We start from the raw sequence: 14,527 nt of genomic DNA, 5'->3' as shown, positions 1-14,527 counted from the left end.
GGGTAAAAACGCTGTGGGCGACGTCCACTTCATGATTTTCTCACTGTCGGAACCTGTTGGATCCATCCAGCCCTCGGACCTCACGTGGACCGAAGCAGGCCACCCCCCACACGTCTTGCGCACCCTTTTGGAGTGCCAGGTCCACGCGTCCACCCGCCGAAGCGCGCTTGCGGAGCCGACCCATGCTCACGACCATCGATACCGCCTATACCGACACCCGTGCCGACGACCTCGCCTGGGCGCTCGGCCGGGAGCCGCTCCCCGCCCTGGCCGTCCTCGACCTCGAACTTTCCGGCGCCAAACTGCAGTTGAGGCTGCTGGGCGCGTCCCACCAAGTGCTGCTCGAGGAGGAACAGGGCACCTGTTCGGAGACCGTCGCCTGCATCCCCGGCAGCAGCACACCGCTGCCCCTCGGGGTGGCGAAGCGGCTCGGCGACTGGGAGTACGAGTTCGCGGCCCGTGTCGAGACGCTCTCCCAACGCTCGTTCGCGGGCCGGGCCCAGGAGTTGCTGGCCCTCGTCGCGGACCATCCCCACGGTCTCGCCGGCACGTTCCCCGGATCCCCCCACGCCTTCACCGCGATGGTGGCGCAGAGCGGCGAGGGGCAGGCGCGGTGGCGCACCTGGCACGCGTACCCACAGGAGGGCCGGCTCGTGGTCACGCGTACGCGCGTCGGCTTCGCGGCGCACGGGTCGCAGAGCAAGGGGAGCATGGGCCGACCCGATCGCCACCCCGAGCCTTCCGGGCTGTAGTTGATAGTCGACACCTGTGGGTGACACACCGTGTGAAAGCTGTGACGTAGCGTGTCGAGGATGATCGACCGGCCGCAGACCTCGCCGCCCCAGGACATGGTGCTGCCCGTGCGTCCCGAGTCCGGCCGCCATCTCGTGCTCGCCGCGGTCTTCGTCTGCGCGGCCTGCGGCCTGGTCTACGAGTTGGAACTCGTCGCGCTCGCCACGTACCTGATCGGGGACTCGGTCACCCAGGCGTCCGTGATCCTGTCCGTGATGGTGTTCGCGATGGGCATCGGATCACTCCTCGCCAAGCGGATGCGCTGCCGGGCCGCCGTGGGCTTCGGACTGCTCGAAGCGGCGCTGGCCCTGGTCGGCGGCAGTTCGGCCATGGTGCTCTACGCGTCCTTCGCCTGGTTCGGCGGGTCCGGAGTACCGCTGGTGATCTTCAGCCTGACCATCGGCGTCCTGATCGGGGCGGAGATACCGCTGCTGATGTCGCTGATCCAGCGCATCTCCCGGCGTGACGCGGAGGGCACCGTCGCCGATCTGTTCGCCGCGGACTACGTGGGGGCGCTCGTCGGCGGGCTGGCGTTCCCGTTCCTGCTGCTGCCGTGGCTCGGGGAACTGACCGGGGCGCTGGTGACGGGCGCGGTCAACGCCGTGGCCGGCGGGGCGGTGGTGCTGTGGCTGTTCCGCCGTGACCTCACACCGCGCTGGCGCACCAGGATGCTCACCATCAACGTCTTCGTGCTGGCGGTGCTGGCGGCCGCCACCGTGATGGTCGACGACTTCGAGCGGGCGGCCCGCCGGGCGGTCTACGGCGCCGATGTGCGGGTCGCCGTGCGCACCGGCGTCCAGGAGGTGGTGGTCACCGGCGGGCCGTCCCGGCCGCCGGACCTCTTCCTGAACGGCCGGCTGAAGGTGCGGGGCCAGGACGAGCACCGGTACCACGAAGCGCTCGTCCACCCCGCCATGCGCGGTCCGCACGAACGGGTGCTGATCCTCGGCGGCGGCGACGGGCTGGCAGCACGCGAGGTTCTTCGGTACGCCGATGTCCGGGTGCTGACCGTCGTCGAGCTCGACCCCGGAGTCGTCGAACTGGCCCGGAGCGATCCGGCGCTCACCGATCTGAACGACCACGCGTACGACGACCCACGGACGCGGGTCGTCACGGCGGACGCCTTCTCCTGGCTGCGTGAGCACGAGGGCACGTACGACGTGATCGTCTCCGACCTGCCCGACCCGGGCATCACCGCGAGTACCAAGCTCTACTCGCTCGAGTTCTACGGGCTGGCCCGGCGGGTCCTGGCGGACGGTGGTCGGCTCGTGGTCCACGCAGGGCCGACCGCGCGGCCCCGTACGTACTGGACGGTCGAGACGACCTTGCGGGCGGCCGGCTTCGGCACCACCGCCTACCGGGTCCGCGGGGCGGAGACCGGTGCGGCGGGCGGCCCGGCGCGGTTCAGGGCGGGAGCGGAAGCGGCCACCGACTGGGGACTGCTGATCGCGGCCGAAGGCAGCGCACCCCGGCTCGGTATCGGCGCGGACGCGCCACGGCTCCGCTCGGAGGTCGAGGACACGCTCGCACAGGACACGTTCGCGGCGGAGCGGACCCGGCTCACGGGTCTGATGCCCTCGACGCTGGTCCACCCCCGCTACACGCGCTGACGGTCACCGTCGCGGACGGGACCGGGGGGCCGCTCGCGGGGGCCGGCGAAGACGCGGACGTGACGGGCGCGCGCGGGAAAGGCAGACGTGACGGGCCGTGCTGAGTAGGCTCGGCTTCCATGGAGCATGAGGTGTTCGTTCCGGTACCGGCTGAGACCCTCCGACGTGCGCTGCGGGACCCCGCCCGGGTCGCCCGTTGCGTCCCTGGGCTCCAGCAGGACGCAGACGAGTCGGCGGGCCCCTTGTCGGGGCGGCTCAAGGTCAGAGTCGCCGGCCACACCATCACCTACCGCGGCGCGCTGCACATCACGGAGCAGGACGACGAGCGGGGCGGTGCCTTCGCCGTCGAGGGCGAGGGCGCGGAGGCACGCGGCGGCGGCTCGGTGAAGGTCACGCTGACGATCCGTCCCGCGCCGACCGACGGCGGCACGACGGTGACGTTCACCGGCTCCGCGCGCGCCGAGGGCCGACTGGCCGACCTCGCGGCCGGTGCGAAGGTGTCGGCGGCCCACCGGCTTCTCGATCGTTTCGCGGAAGCGCTGGCCGCGGCGGCCTTCGAGGACCCGCAGCCCGGGGAGCGCGCCGAAGGCGCGGGCGACGGTGCCGCTCCGGCCCCGGAACCTCAGGAAGCCACCGGTGACCCCGCGGACGCCGCCGGGCGCGACGTGCAGGACCTGGCCGGTGCGGATGACGCGCCCGCCGCCGGCGGCTCGGTCTTCGAGGCACCCGTACCGCCACCGTCGCTCGGTGCCGACGCCGACGCCGACGACGAGTTCGAGGACCTCGACGAGGTCGACGGCGCGGACGACCTGGACGGTGTGGACGACATCGACGGCATCGAGGAACTCGACGATCTGTCCGGCCTGCCGGACGCGGGGCCCGCCGAGGCCGCCCACGCGCGGCGCACCATGATCGGCCGCAGCGCCGAGGAGGTGGACCACGCGCCGCCGCGTGGCCGCTACGCACCCACCCCGGCTCCCGACGCCTCCTCAGCCGGGGACACCCTGCGGTGGCTCGCACCCGCCGCGGCCCTCGCACTGGCGTCGGCGGTCGTGGTCGGCAGGGCGCTGCGCCGCCGTAGGTGACACGCCGTAATGTCGGGGTGTGAGTAGCGAACAGAGTATCCGGCTGGCCGCCGGTGACGTCGAGTTGACCGTGCATCCGGAAAACGGCTGCCGCATCGGAAGCCTGCGCATCGGCGGCACCGAAGTGCTGCGACAGGGCGAGCGGTACGGCTCGTTCCCCATGGTGCCGTGGTGCGGCCGCACCCGGGACGGGCAGTTCAGCAACGGCGGGGTACCGCACCAACTGCCGCTCAACGCGCCGCCGCACGCCATTCACGGCACCGGCCGGGACACCGTCTGGCGTACCGCGCGGGCGAGCGCGAGCGAGGCCGCCTTCACCTACGACCTCGCCGACCCGTGGCCGTACACCGGGCGCGTCACCCAGACGTTCGAGCTGGCGGACGACTCCGTCACCATCAGGATGGGCGTGGAGACGTACGGAACGTCGTTCCCCGCGCAGGCGGGCTGGCACCCCTGGTTCCTGCGCGACCTCGGAGACGGGGGCGAGGACGTACGGATCGACTTCACGCCCGAGTGGCAGGAGGAGCGCGGTGAGGACCACTTGCCGACCGGCAAGCGCATCACGCCGCTCCCGGGCCCGTGGGACGACTGCTTCGGTATGCCCGACGGCGTCGACGTCACGCTGACCTGGCCGGGCCGGCTGGAGCTGATCGTCCGCAGCCCGGCGGAGTGGGTCGTGATCTACGACGAGCAGGCCGAGGCGGTCTGTGTCGAGCCGCAGTCCGGCCCGCCGAACGGTCTCAACACCCATCCGCTGCTCGTCACCCCGATCGAGCCGCTGGAGATCGCGACGACCTGGAGCTGGCGGCGGCTCTGAGCCGGGGGACCGGCGCCCTTAAGCTGAGCCCCATGACTGACGTGCGTGCTGAGCTGCTCCAGCAGATCAAGGACAAGGCCGTGGTGCACGGCAAGGTGACCCTCTCATCGGGCATCGAGGCCGACTGGTACATCGATCTGCGCCGGATCACGCTGGACGGCGAGGCCGCGCCGATGGTCGGTCAGGTGATGCTCGACGCCACCGCCGACCTGGACTACGACTGCGTGGGCGGTCTGACGCTGGGCGCCGACCCGGTGGCCACGTCGATGCTGCACGCCTCCGCCGCGCGCGGTAAGCGCTTGGACGCGTTCGTCGTCCGCAAGGCGGGCAAGGCGCACGGCATGCAGCGCCGGATCGAGGGCACGGACGTGAAGGGCCGGCGCTGCCTGGTCGTGGAGGACGTGTCGACCACCGGCGGTTCCCCGCTCACCGCCGTGGAGGCGGTCAGGGAGGCCGGCGGCGAGGTCGTCGCTGTGGCCGTGATCGTGGAGCGCGGCGCCGCCCCCAAGATCGCGGAGGCGGGCCTGACGTACATCAACGCGTATTCGCTCGATGAGCTCGATCTCGCCTGATCATGGCTTGAGCTGCGGAGATTCCGAGGGGCGTGCTGTTTCACGTGAAACAGCACGCCCCTTCGCCATGCGGGCAGGGCAGGCATGGTGGACCCGGGGCGGGAGTCTGGAAAGATAGGCCGCGACGATGACGTCGCCCAAGGTCAGGGCACTGGGTTCACCGGGGACGCACCCCGGCCCCCCGTACCACATACCCGCACATCACAAGGAGCGGACATATGCCCATCGCGACTCCCGAGGTCTACAACGAGATGCTTGACCGGGCGAAGGCAGGCAAGTTTGCCTACCCCGCCATCAACGTGACCTCGTCCCAGACCCTGCACGCCGCACTGCGTGGCTTCGCGGAGGCCGAGAGCGACGGCATCATCCAGATTTCCACCGGCGGTGCCGAGTTCCTGGGTGGCCAGTACAGCAAGGACATGGTCACCGGCGCCGTCGCCCTGGCCGAGTTCGCGCACATCGTCGCCGCCAAGTACGACATCACCGTCGCGCTGCACACCGACCACTGCCCGAAGGACAAGCTGGACGGCTATGTACGTCCGCTGCTCGACATCTCCGCCGAGCGCGTGAAGGCCGGCCGCAACCCGCTGTTCCAGTCCCACATGTGGGACGGCTCGGCCGAGACCCTCGCCGACAACCTGGCCATCGGCCAGGAGCTGCTGGCGCAGGCCGCCGCCGCGAAGATCATCCTCGAGGTCGAGATCACTCCGACCGGCGGCGAGGAGGACGGCGTCTCGCACGAGATCAACGACGAGCTCTACACCACCGTCGATGACGCGCTGCGCACCGCCGAGGCCCTGGGCCTGGGCGAGAAGGGCCGCTACCTGCTGGCCGCGTCCTTCGGCAACGTGCACGGCGTCTACAAGCCGGGCAACGTCGTCCTCCGCCCGGAGCTGCTGAAGGACCTCCAGGCAGGTGTCTCCGCCCAGTACGGCAAGGCCGACCCGTTCGACTTCGTCTTCCACGGCGGCTCCGGCTCGACCGCGGAGGAGATCGCCACGGCCCTGGAGAACGGCGTCGTGAAGATGAACCTCGACACCGACACCCAGTACGCCTTCACGCGTCCGGTGGCGGACCACATGTTCAAGAACTACGACGGCGTCCTGAAGGTCGACGGCGAGGTCGGCTCCAAGAAGACCTACGACCCGCGCACCTGGGGCAAGCTGGCCGAGGCCGGCATGGCCACCCGTGTCACGGAGGCCTGCGCGGCCCTGCGCTCCACCGGCACCAAGATCAAGTAGGTATCTGCCTCGCCACGGGCCCGGTACCCCCTCGCGGGCGCCGGGCCCGTGGTGTGTCCACAGGGGAGGGGAATCGTGAGCTTCGACTTCGACGCGGTCGTCGACCGCCGGGGCACCTGGAGCGTGCAGTGGGACGGTGTCGCCGACCGGTTCGGAACCGACGGCCTGCTGCCTTTCACCATCTCCGACATGGACTTCGCTTCCCCTCCCGTGGTCCTCGACGCCCTCCGTGACCGGGTCGAGCACGGCGTCTTCGGCTACACCGACTGGCGGAACGAGGACTTCCTCTCCGCGATCCGTCACTGGTTCGCCGTCCGGTACGGCACGGACATCGACACCGACCGGGTCGTGTACGCGCCCTCCGTGCTGAACCAGCTCTCCCAGCTGCTGCGGATGTGGACCGGACCCGGCGACGGCGTGGTCGTCCACACCCCCACGTACGACGGTTTCATCAAGGCGATCACCGGCCTCGGCCGCGATCTGCGCCCAGTGCCCGTCGGGGACGACGAGGCACTGGAACGGCAGCTCGCCCGGCCCGACAGCAAGGTCCTGGTGCTCTGCTCGCCCCACAACCCCACCGGCAGGGTGTGGACGCACGACGAGCTCAGCAGGACCGCCGAGCTCGCCGCACGGCACGGTGTCGCGGTCGTCAGCGACGAGATCCACGCCGACTTCGTACGCGACGGGGTGCACCTGCCCTGGACCCGCTACGGCACCGGCCGCTGGGCCCTGATCACCTCCGGCACCAAGGCGTTCAACTTCCCCGCCCTGAGCGGCTCGTACGGCATCGTCGGCGACCCCGCCGACCATGCCGAGTTCGTGCGCCGGATGGAGACCGGCGAGGGCCTCGCGTCGCCCGCCGTGCTGTCGCTGACCGCCCACATCGCCGCCTACCGCCGGGGCGGACCATGGCTGGACGACCTCAACGCCTATGTGGCCGGCAATCTGCGGATGCTCGCCGACCGGCTCGACGCGGCGTTCCCGCAACTCGGCTGGGAACCGCCGCAGGCCGGCTACCTCGCCTGGATCGACCTTCGCCCGCTCGGCATCGGCTCCCGCACCGAGGACGCGGTGCTCCAGCGTGAGCTCGTGGAACGGGAGAAGGTCGCGATCATGCCGGGAGCGGTCTACGGATGCGAGGGCTTCGTCCGTCTGAACGTCGGCTGTCCGCGCAGCAAGGCGGAACGCGGCGCGGACGCCCTGATCCGGGCGCTCGGCCGCGTCACCTGACGCCCCAGGGAGCCCGCGGGGCCACGGCGGGGGTACGGGTCTCCGGGTCGTAGCGTCGTGAAGCGGCTGCGATGATCCCCGTATGGGCACGAGTCCGGGGGACATCAGGCTGGCATCCGCCACCGGCCGCTGGGTGGTCCTGACGACCGTCCTCGGGTCCGGCATGGCATTGCTCGACTCCACCGTCGTCAACGTGGCACTGCCCCGCATCGGCAGGGACCTCGACGCCGACCTGGGCGTCCTCCAGTGGACCGTCAACGCCTACATGCTGACGCTGGCGGCGCTGATCCTGCTCGGCGGGGCACTCGGCGACCGTTACGGACGCCGCCGGATCTTCGTCCTCGGCGTGGTCTGGTTCGCCGTGGGTTCCCTGCTCTGCGGGATCGCGCCCAGCGGCGGCGTGCTGGTCGCCGCCCGCGCCCTCCAGGGCATCGGAGGCGCCCTCCTCACCCCTGGGTCGCTGGCCCTCATCCAGGCGAGCTTCCATCCCGACGACCGTTCGCGGGCCGTGGGTCTGTGGTCGGGGCTCGGCGGCGTCGGCGCGGCGATCGGACCCTTCGTCGGCGGCTGGCTGGTCGACGGGCCGGGCTGGCGCTGGGTGTTCCTGCTCAACGTGCCGCTGGCCGTCCTGTGTGTCCCGGTGGCGCTGCGCCACGTACCGGAGTCCCGCGACCCGAGGGCGACCGGCCGGTTCGACGTCCTGGGCGCGGCCCTGTGCGCGGCGGCGCTCGGGCTCGTCACCTACGCGCTCATCGAAGAGAGCGTGTGGGCGGGGCTCGCCGGCGTGTGCGTGGGAGCCGTGTTCGTGCTGGTCGAGCGGCGTACTGCGGAGCCGATGCTGCCGCTGTCGCTGTTCCGGATCCGCCAGTTCACCGCCGTGAACCTGGTGACGCTGTGCGTGTACGCGGCCTTCGGCGGCTTCTTCTTCCTCGTCGCGCTCCAGCTCCAGGTCGTGGCCGGATATACGGCCCTCGGCGCGGGCGCGGCACTGCTGCCGACCACCGCGCTGATGCTGCTGCTGTCCGCCCGCTCCGGGGAGCTGGGCGAACGCATCGGCCCGCGTATCCCGCTGACCGTCGGCCCGCTGCTCTGCGCCGTCGGCATGATGCTGATGCTCAGGGTCGGCGAGGACGCGTCGTACCTGGTCGACGTGCTGCCCGCCCTGGTGGTCATGGGCCTGGGCATGGTCACCCTGGTCGCCCCGCTGACCTCGACGGTCCTCGCGTCCGTGGAGATCGGCCGGGCGGGCATCGCGAGCGGCATCAACAACGCGGCGGCCCGTGCCGCGGGCCTGATCGCGGTGGCCGCCCTGCCGCTGCTCGCCGGCATGGGCCCCGAGGCGTACCGCTCGGCGACGGCGTTCGACGAGGCGTTCCGGCTCGCGATCCCGATGTGCGCGGGGGTCCTGGTGGCCGGGGCGCTGATCGCCTGGGGGACGGTGCGGGTGCCGCCGAAGGGTGCGGACGTGTGCCACCCGGAGTGCAAGGTCAACTGCGGGGTCGCGGCGCCGCCGCTCGAGCCGCAGGCACAGCAGAGGCGCTGAACCGCTCTCGGACCCGTCGCGGCCGTCCTTCGGCCGGTGGCCACGGAACACCGCCCGACCTGTGAGACTGGGGGCCATGTCGATCCACGAGAACCTGCTCGGGGGACCTCCCCCGACCCACCTGCCCGACGAGCCCGGACCGCGTGAACTCCTGGCCGACGGTACCCCCGCCGCCGAGGTCGCGGCGCAGTACCCGACCAGCTCGCTCGCCTGGGCGCAGCTGGCCGACGACGCCTTCGAGCGGGGCAGCGTCGTCGAGTCGTACGCCTACGCGCGCACCGGCTACCACCGCGGCCTCGACGCGCTGCGCCGCAACGGCTGGAAGGGCCACGGCCCGGTGCCGTGGGAGCACGAGCCCAACCGCGGCTTCCTGCGCGCCCTGAACGCGCTGGCCCGTGCCGCCGGGGCGATCGGCGAGAAGGAGGAGCACGAGCGCTGCACCACGTTCCTGCGCGACTCCTCACAGACCGCCGCGGACACGCTGGGCTGAACCGTCACGGCAGGGGCCTGCCCCCGCCGTGACCGGGTCCGCGGGCCGGCGACCTGGAACCAGGGTCGCCGGCCCGCGGCCGGTACGATCGCACACACTGCCGATTCAGGGATCACAGCCGGTGAGAGGCCCCCACCTTCCTCTCCCCCCAACACCGGCCGACCAGGGGAGAGATCTGTCTTGGGCCAGCGTGCCGCCGCCCGCAACGGGCGCAGCCGCAGACGGAGCCGCCGGAACACGGGCCGACGCCGTCCGACCGGACCGATACTTCTGCTGGGCGTCTGCCTCGCCCTCATGTCGGTGGGCGCCGGTGCCGCCCTCGCCCACTGGAGCGGCGGGCCGCCCCCCGCCCAGGCGGCCGACCAGGCCGAGCTCGCGCCGCTGATGTCGAAGGACCCGGCACCGGAGCCGTCGGCCTCGCCCTCGCCGGTGCGCAGCCCCAGCAGTTCGCCGAAGCCGAAGCCGAAGCCGTCACCTTCCCCCTCGGCCAAGAACAAGCCGCCGAGCGTGCCGGCGTCGGGGCCGGGCACGTTCACCGTCGCCCAGTCGTCAGGGACGGCGACCGGCACCGGCACGCTGCGCCGCTACAAGGTGGAGGTCGAGGACGGCATCGACGTGTCCGCCCAGCAGGCGGCCGCCGAGATCCAGCAGATCCTGGCCCATCCGCGCGGCTGGGCCGGCAACGGCCGTGGCCGCTTCCAGCTGGTGTCCTCGAACGCCGACTTCGTGATCAGGATCGCCACACCGGCCACCGCGGACAAGCTCTGCCTCGCCGTGGGTCTGAACACCCGTGGTGAGCTGAACTGCGAGACCACCGAGGGCGTCGTGGTGAACCTGCGGCGCTGGCTGCTGGGCTCCCCGACGTTCGCCGGCACGCCCGCCGAGTACCGGCACCTGATCATCAACCACGAGGTCGGGCACGAGATCGGCATCCGGCAGCACATGGGCTGTCCCGGCCCCGGTGAACCCGCCCCGGTGATGATGCAGCAGATCAAGGGCCTGAACGGCTGCCTCTCCAATGCGTGGCCCTATGACGACGACGGGACATATCTCTCCGGACCGCCGGTGTGATCCTCGGCTTATGATGCGAGTGGGGACCGGGGCCCACACCGAACAGGAAGGGGCGGACCGCTACCCGGATGTCGAGGAGACAGCAATGTCACATGACTCCGCCCCGAATCTGGACTTCGCGGGCACCACGCCGTACGAGGACTACGTCCAGGCGGACGTCCTCACCCACCTCCAGCATCCGCGGTCGGACGACCCGGGCGAGATGGTCTTCCTGGTCACCACCCAGGTCATGGAGCTGTGGTTCACCGTCGTGGTCCACGAGTGGGAGACCGCTGCACGCGCCCTGCGCGAGGACCGGATCCCCGTGGCGATGGACGCGCTGAAGCGGTCGGTACGGGAGCTGGAGGCCCTCAACGCCTCCTGGAAGCCCATCGCCAACCTGACGCCCGCGCAGTTCAACGCCTACCGTGACGCCCTCGGTGAGGGCTCCGGCTTCCAGTCGGCGATGTACCGGCGGATGGAATTCCTGCTCGGGGACAAGTCCGCCTCCATGCTGGTGCCGCACCGGGGCGCCCCGCGCGTCCACGCGGAACTGGAGAAGGCCCTGCACGAGCCGAGCCTCTACGACGAGGTGCTGCGGCTCCTCGCCCGCCGCGGGTACGCGGTGCCCGCCGAGGTGCTGGAGCGTGACCTGGCGCAGAAGTACGAGCCGTCGGAGGCGGTCGAGCACGTCTGGGCCGAGGTCTACGGCGGCGACGACCAGGACACCGAACTGGTGCGTCTCGGCGAGGCGCTGACGGACGTCGGCGAGCTGGTGTGGCGATGGCGCAACGACCACCTGGTGGCGACCCGGCGGGCCATGGGCTCGAAGGTCGGCACAGGCGGCTCCGCCGGTGTCTCGTGGCTCGAGAAGCGTGCCCGCAAGAACGTCTTCCCCGAGCTGTGGACGGCGCGCAGCCATGTCTGAGTCCCTGGCCCAGCGGGCCGCGGCGCTCGACGCCGCAGACGAACTGGCCGGTGCCCGGAAGCTGTTCGCCCTCGACGAGGCGGTCTACCTCGACGGCAACTCGCTCGGCGCGCTGCCCGCGCACGTCCCCGACCGCGTCGCCGATGTGGTGAACCGGCAATGGGGGCAGTTGCGTATCCGTTCCTGGACGGAAGGCGACTGGTGGAGCGCGCCCGAGCGGATCGGTGACCGGATCGCGCCGCTGGTCGGCGCGGCGCCCGGGCAGATCGTGGTCGGCGACTCCACGAGCGTCAACGTCTTCAAGGCCGTCGTGGGCGCCGTACGGTTGAACGAAGACCCGGCACGGACGGACATCCTCGTCGACGCGACGACTTTCCCGACGGACGGGTACATAGCGTCTTCGGCGGCCAGGATGACCGGTCGCCGTATCGTTCCCGTCGATCCGGCCGACCTGACGTCGGCACTCGGCCCCACCACGGCGGTGGCGCTCGTCAACCATGTCGACTACCGCTCGGGCCGGCTGCACGACCTGCCCGGTCTCACGGCGGCCGTCCACGACGCGGGGGCCCTCGCGGTCTGGGACCTGTGCCACAGCGCGGGCGCCCTGCCGGTGGGACTCGACGCGCACGGCGTCGACCTGGCCGTCGGCTGCACCTACAAGTACCTGAACGGCGGGCCCGGTTCGCCCGCGTACCTGTACGTCGCCGAGCGCCACCAGGCGTCCTTCGACTCGCCGCTGCCCGGCTGGACGTCGCACGCCGACCCGTTCGCCATGACGCCCGGCTACGAGGCGGCCGACGGGTCGACCCGCGGCCGGGTTGGCACACCGGACATCCTGTCCATGCTGGCCCTCGAAGCGGCGCTCGAGGTCTGGGACGGGATCGGGATCGAGACGGTGAGGGCGAAGAGCCTGGCGCTGACGGACTTCTTCCTGGAGTGCGTCGACGCCTACGTCCCGGCCGGACGGGTCACGTCCCTGACACCCGCGGAGCACGCAGAGCGGGGGAGCCAGGTGGCGCTGCGGTGCGAGGACGCGCCGCGGGTCATGGAGACCCTGACGGCCAGGGGCGTCGTGGGCGACCTGCGCCGCCCGGACGTCCTGCGCTTCGGCTTCACACCGCTGTACGTGGGCTTCGCCGACACGGAGCGCGCGGCGCGCGTCCTGGCGGAGGTCCTCGCCGGCTGAGCCCGGTCCACCCCGGGGGACGCCCAGTCTCCCGGGGTGGCTCCGGTCGTCGGAGCCGCCGCGGGCGGGGCGCCGCCGGCCGTGGGCGAAGCTGGTAGCGTCCGCGCTGGTCAGGTGGAACAGGCCACCCCCACGGGACTGTTGGAGCAGCACATGCCGGACCCCGTCGCCCGTGACGCCGCCGAGGAAGCGTCGGCGATGTCGCATCCTGCCGTCGCGCCGGACGTATCCGTCGCCTACGGGGAGCATCCCGACCAGGTCGTCGACTTCTACGCGCCGCGCAGCGGGCACGCCACCGTGCCGCTGGTGGTCGTGCTGCACGGCGGCGCCTGGCGGGCGCCGTACGACCGGCGGCATGTGACGCCGTTCGCCGACTTCCTGGCGCGCCGCGGGCTCGCCGTCGCCAACGTCGAGTACCGCCGCGGACGGGAGATCCCTGGCCAGCGCGGGGACGGGCCGGTCGCCGGACGGTGGCCGGAGACGTTCGACGACGTGGCCGCCGCGATGGACGCCCTGCCGGACCTGGCGCGGCAGGCGCTGCCGCAGGCCGACCCGCGGCGGACCGTCGTGACCGGGCACTCCGCCGGAGGCCACCTCGCGCTGTGGGCCGCCGCCCGGCACGTCCTGCCGGCCGGCTCGCCGTGGCGGCTGGCCGCGCCGCCGCCACTGCGCGGTGTCGTCGCGCTGGCCCCGATCGCCGATTTCGACGCGGCCGTGGAGCTGGGCGTGTGCGGCGGCGCCGTACGGCAACTGCTGGGCGGCGAGGCGCAGTACGACGAGCGCGCCCCGCACGGCGATCCTGCCGTCCTGCTGCCGACCGGCATCGCGACGGTCGTGGTGCAGGGCCGTACGGACGTCGTCGTGCCGCCGGCCGTCGCGGAGGCGTTCGTGGACGCGGCGGCGAAGGCGGGCGAGACCGTCGGATGGACGCTCCTCGAAGAGGTCGGGCATTTCCCGCTGATCGACCCGGCGGCCGACGCGTGCGCCGTGGTCGCCGAGGAGATCGCCCAACTGGCCTGGTGAGCCTGTGGAAAGAGCCCGACCGGGCTCGTTGAACCCTTGCGGACAGAAGCTGACCGCAAGGGTTCATACGTTCTTCCCATGACGAATCTCGTGACCGGAGCAACCGGAACAGTAGGCCGCCAGGTGGTCGCGGAGCTTCTCCGCCGTGGACAGTCCGTCCGTGCCCTGACCCGCGACCCCGCGAAGGCCGACTTCCCCGACGGCGTCGAGGTCGTGCGGGGCGACCTCACCGATGCCGAGACCCTGGCCCCCGCCCTGGAGGGCGTCACCGGCCTGCACCTGATCACCTTCGGCGGCCCCTACTTCGCGCCGCTGGAGACCGGCCCGCGCATCCTTCAGCTGGCGAAGGCGGCCGGCGTGCGGCGGATCACCGTGCTGCACGGCGGCGGCCCGAGCCTGCTGGAGGACGCGGTCCGGGAGAGCGACTTCGCCTGGACGGTGCTGATGCCGGTGGAGTTCATGGCGAACGCCCTGGAGTGGGCCGACGGCATCCGCACCGACGGCGAGGTGCGCGAACCGTTCGCCGGCAGGCTCAGCGCCATGGTCCACGAGGCCGACATCGGCGCGGTCGCGGCGGTCGCCCTCACCGAGGACGGACACGCGGGGCAGGAGTACGTGATCACCGGCCCCCAGGTGCTGACGCTGGAGGACAAGGTCGACGCGCTCGCCGCCGCCCGGGGCAGGAAGATCCGGCTCGTCGAACTGAGCGAGCAGCAGGCGGTCGAGCAGTGGAAGGCGGCAGGGCAGCCGGAGGACGTCATCGGCTTCCTGCTGGAGGCGTACGGCAACACACCGCCCGTCGGCCGTACCGTCGTCGACACCGTCGAGAAGGTCACCGGGCGGCCGGCCCGGACCTTCGCCGAGTGGGCCGAGGAGCACGCGGACACCTTCCGGAGCTGACGCGGCACGGGTACGGCAGGGTCTCCTGAGCGGCCCTGCCCGTACCCGTCATACCTGAGA

Annotated in this window: 14 protein-coding genes; all 14 read left to right on the top strand. The window is 71.8% G+C overall.

Translation table 11 applies throughout. The annotated features are described in order from the left end of the window. Positions 1–182 precede the first annotated feature (182 nt). The 14 genes from ACIPJI_RS32115 (at position 183) to ACIPJI_RS32050 (ending at position 14,467) form a co-directional block, all read left to right on the top strand. The gene (locus tag ACIPJI_RS32115) at positions 183–752 is read left to right on the top strand and encodes a DUF2617 family protein (protein ID WP_307707502.1); all 570 of its coding nucleotides are present in this window, start codon (positions 183–185) and stop codon (positions 750–752) included. A gap of 60 nt (positions 753–812) precedes the next feature. Beyond that, positions 813–2,402, top strand: coding sequence for a polyamine aminopropyltransferase (locus tag ACIPJI_RS32110; RefSeq protein ID WP_402250312.1), 1,590 nt, complete (start codon positions 813–815; stop codon positions 2,400–2,402). A gap of 119 nt (positions 2,403–2,521) precedes the next feature. Then, positions 2,522–3,487: a CoxG family protein gene (locus tag ACIPJI_RS32105; RefSeq protein WP_402250310.1), complete on the top strand. Its 966-nt coding sequence runs from the start codon at positions 2,522–2,524 to the stop codon at positions 3,485–3,487. 19 nt (positions 3,488–3,506) lie between these two features. Beyond that, the gene (locus ACIPJI_RS32100) at positions 3,507–4,304 is read left to right on the top strand and encodes an aldose 1-epimerase (RefSeq protein ID WP_356620814.1); all 798 of its coding nucleotides are present in this window, start codon (positions 3,507–3,509) and stop codon (positions 4,302–4,304) included. Positions 4,305–4,336: 32 nt separating this feature from the next. Continuing rightward, positions 4,337–4,876, top strand: a complete 540-nt coding sequence (pyrE, locus tag ACIPJI_RS32095; protein ID WP_402250308.1) for an orotate phosphoribosyltransferase — start codon at positions 4,337–4,339, stop codon at positions 4,874–4,876. Positions 4,877–5,094: 218 nt separating this feature from the next. Beyond that, positions 5,095–6,117: a class II fructose-bisphosphate aldolase gene (gene fbaA / locus ACIPJI_RS32090; protein WP_159689423.1), complete on the top strand. Its 1,023-nt coding sequence runs from the start codon at positions 5,095–5,097 to the stop codon at positions 6,115–6,117. Positions 6,118–6,192: 75 nt separating this feature from the next. Further along, entirely contained in the window at positions 6,193–7,347 is a 1,155-nt protein-coding gene (locus ACIPJI_RS32085) for a MalY/PatB family protein (RefSeq protein ID WP_402250307.1), read from the top strand. An 82-nt stretch (positions 7,348–7,429) separates the two neighbouring features. Continuing rightward, entirely contained in the window at positions 7,430–8,890 is a 1,461-nt protein-coding gene (locus tag ACIPJI_RS32080; protein WP_356620812.1) for an MFS transporter, read from the top strand. A 76-nt stretch (positions 8,891–8,966) separates the two neighbouring features. Further along, the gene (locus ACIPJI_RS32075; RefSeq protein WP_307707510.1) at positions 8,967–9,380 is read left to right on the top strand and encodes a DUF3151 domain-containing protein; all 414 of its coding nucleotides are present in this window, start codon (positions 8,967–8,969) and stop codon (positions 9,378–9,380) included. A 180-nt stretch (positions 9,381–9,560) separates the two neighbouring features. Beyond that, positions 9,561–10,451 carry a DUF3152 domain-containing protein gene (locus ACIPJI_RS32070; protein WP_402250304.1) on the top strand — a complete coding sequence of 297 codons (891 nt, stop codon included), beginning with the start codon at positions 9,561–9,563 and terminating at the stop codon, positions 10,449–10,451. Between the two features lie 85 nt (positions 10,452–10,536). Continuing rightward, positions 10,537–11,358: a tryptophan 2,3-dioxygenase gene (gene kynA / locus ACIPJI_RS32065; protein WP_356620810.1), complete on the top strand. Its 822-nt coding sequence runs from the start codon at positions 10,537–10,539 to the stop codon at positions 11,356–11,358. Then, positions 11,351–12,544, top strand: coding sequence for a kynureninase (gene kynU, locus ACIPJI_RS32060; protein ID WP_402250302.1), 1,194 nt, complete (start codon positions 11,351–11,353; stop codon positions 12,542–12,544). The genes kynA and kynU overlap by 8 nt, the downstream gene beginning before the upstream one ends. Positions 12,545–12,697: 153 nt before the next feature. Beyond that, positions 12,698–13,567 carry an alpha/beta hydrolase gene (locus ACIPJI_RS32055; protein ID WP_307710436.1) on the top strand — a complete coding sequence of 290 codons (870 nt, stop codon included), beginning with the start codon at positions 12,698–12,700 and terminating at the stop codon, positions 13,565–13,567. Positions 13,568–13,645: 78 nt separating this feature from the next. Then, positions 13,646–14,467 carry an NAD(P)H-binding protein gene (locus tag ACIPJI_RS32050; protein ID WP_402250300.1) on the top strand — a complete coding sequence of 274 codons (822 nt, stop codon included), beginning with the start codon at positions 13,646–13,648 and terminating at the stop codon, positions 14,465–14,467. The last annotated feature ends 60 nt before the right edge of the window (positions 14,468–14,527 follow it).

Origin of the sequence: Streptomyces sp. NPDC086835, assembly GCF_044745705.1 — a bacterium.
Taxonomy (GTDB): domain Bacteria; phylum Actinomycetota; class Actinomycetes; order Streptomycetales; family Streptomycetaceae; genus Streptomyces.
The sequence above is the reverse complement of the archived record's forward strand: the minus strand, read 5'-3'. Positions and strand labels throughout refer to the sequence as shown.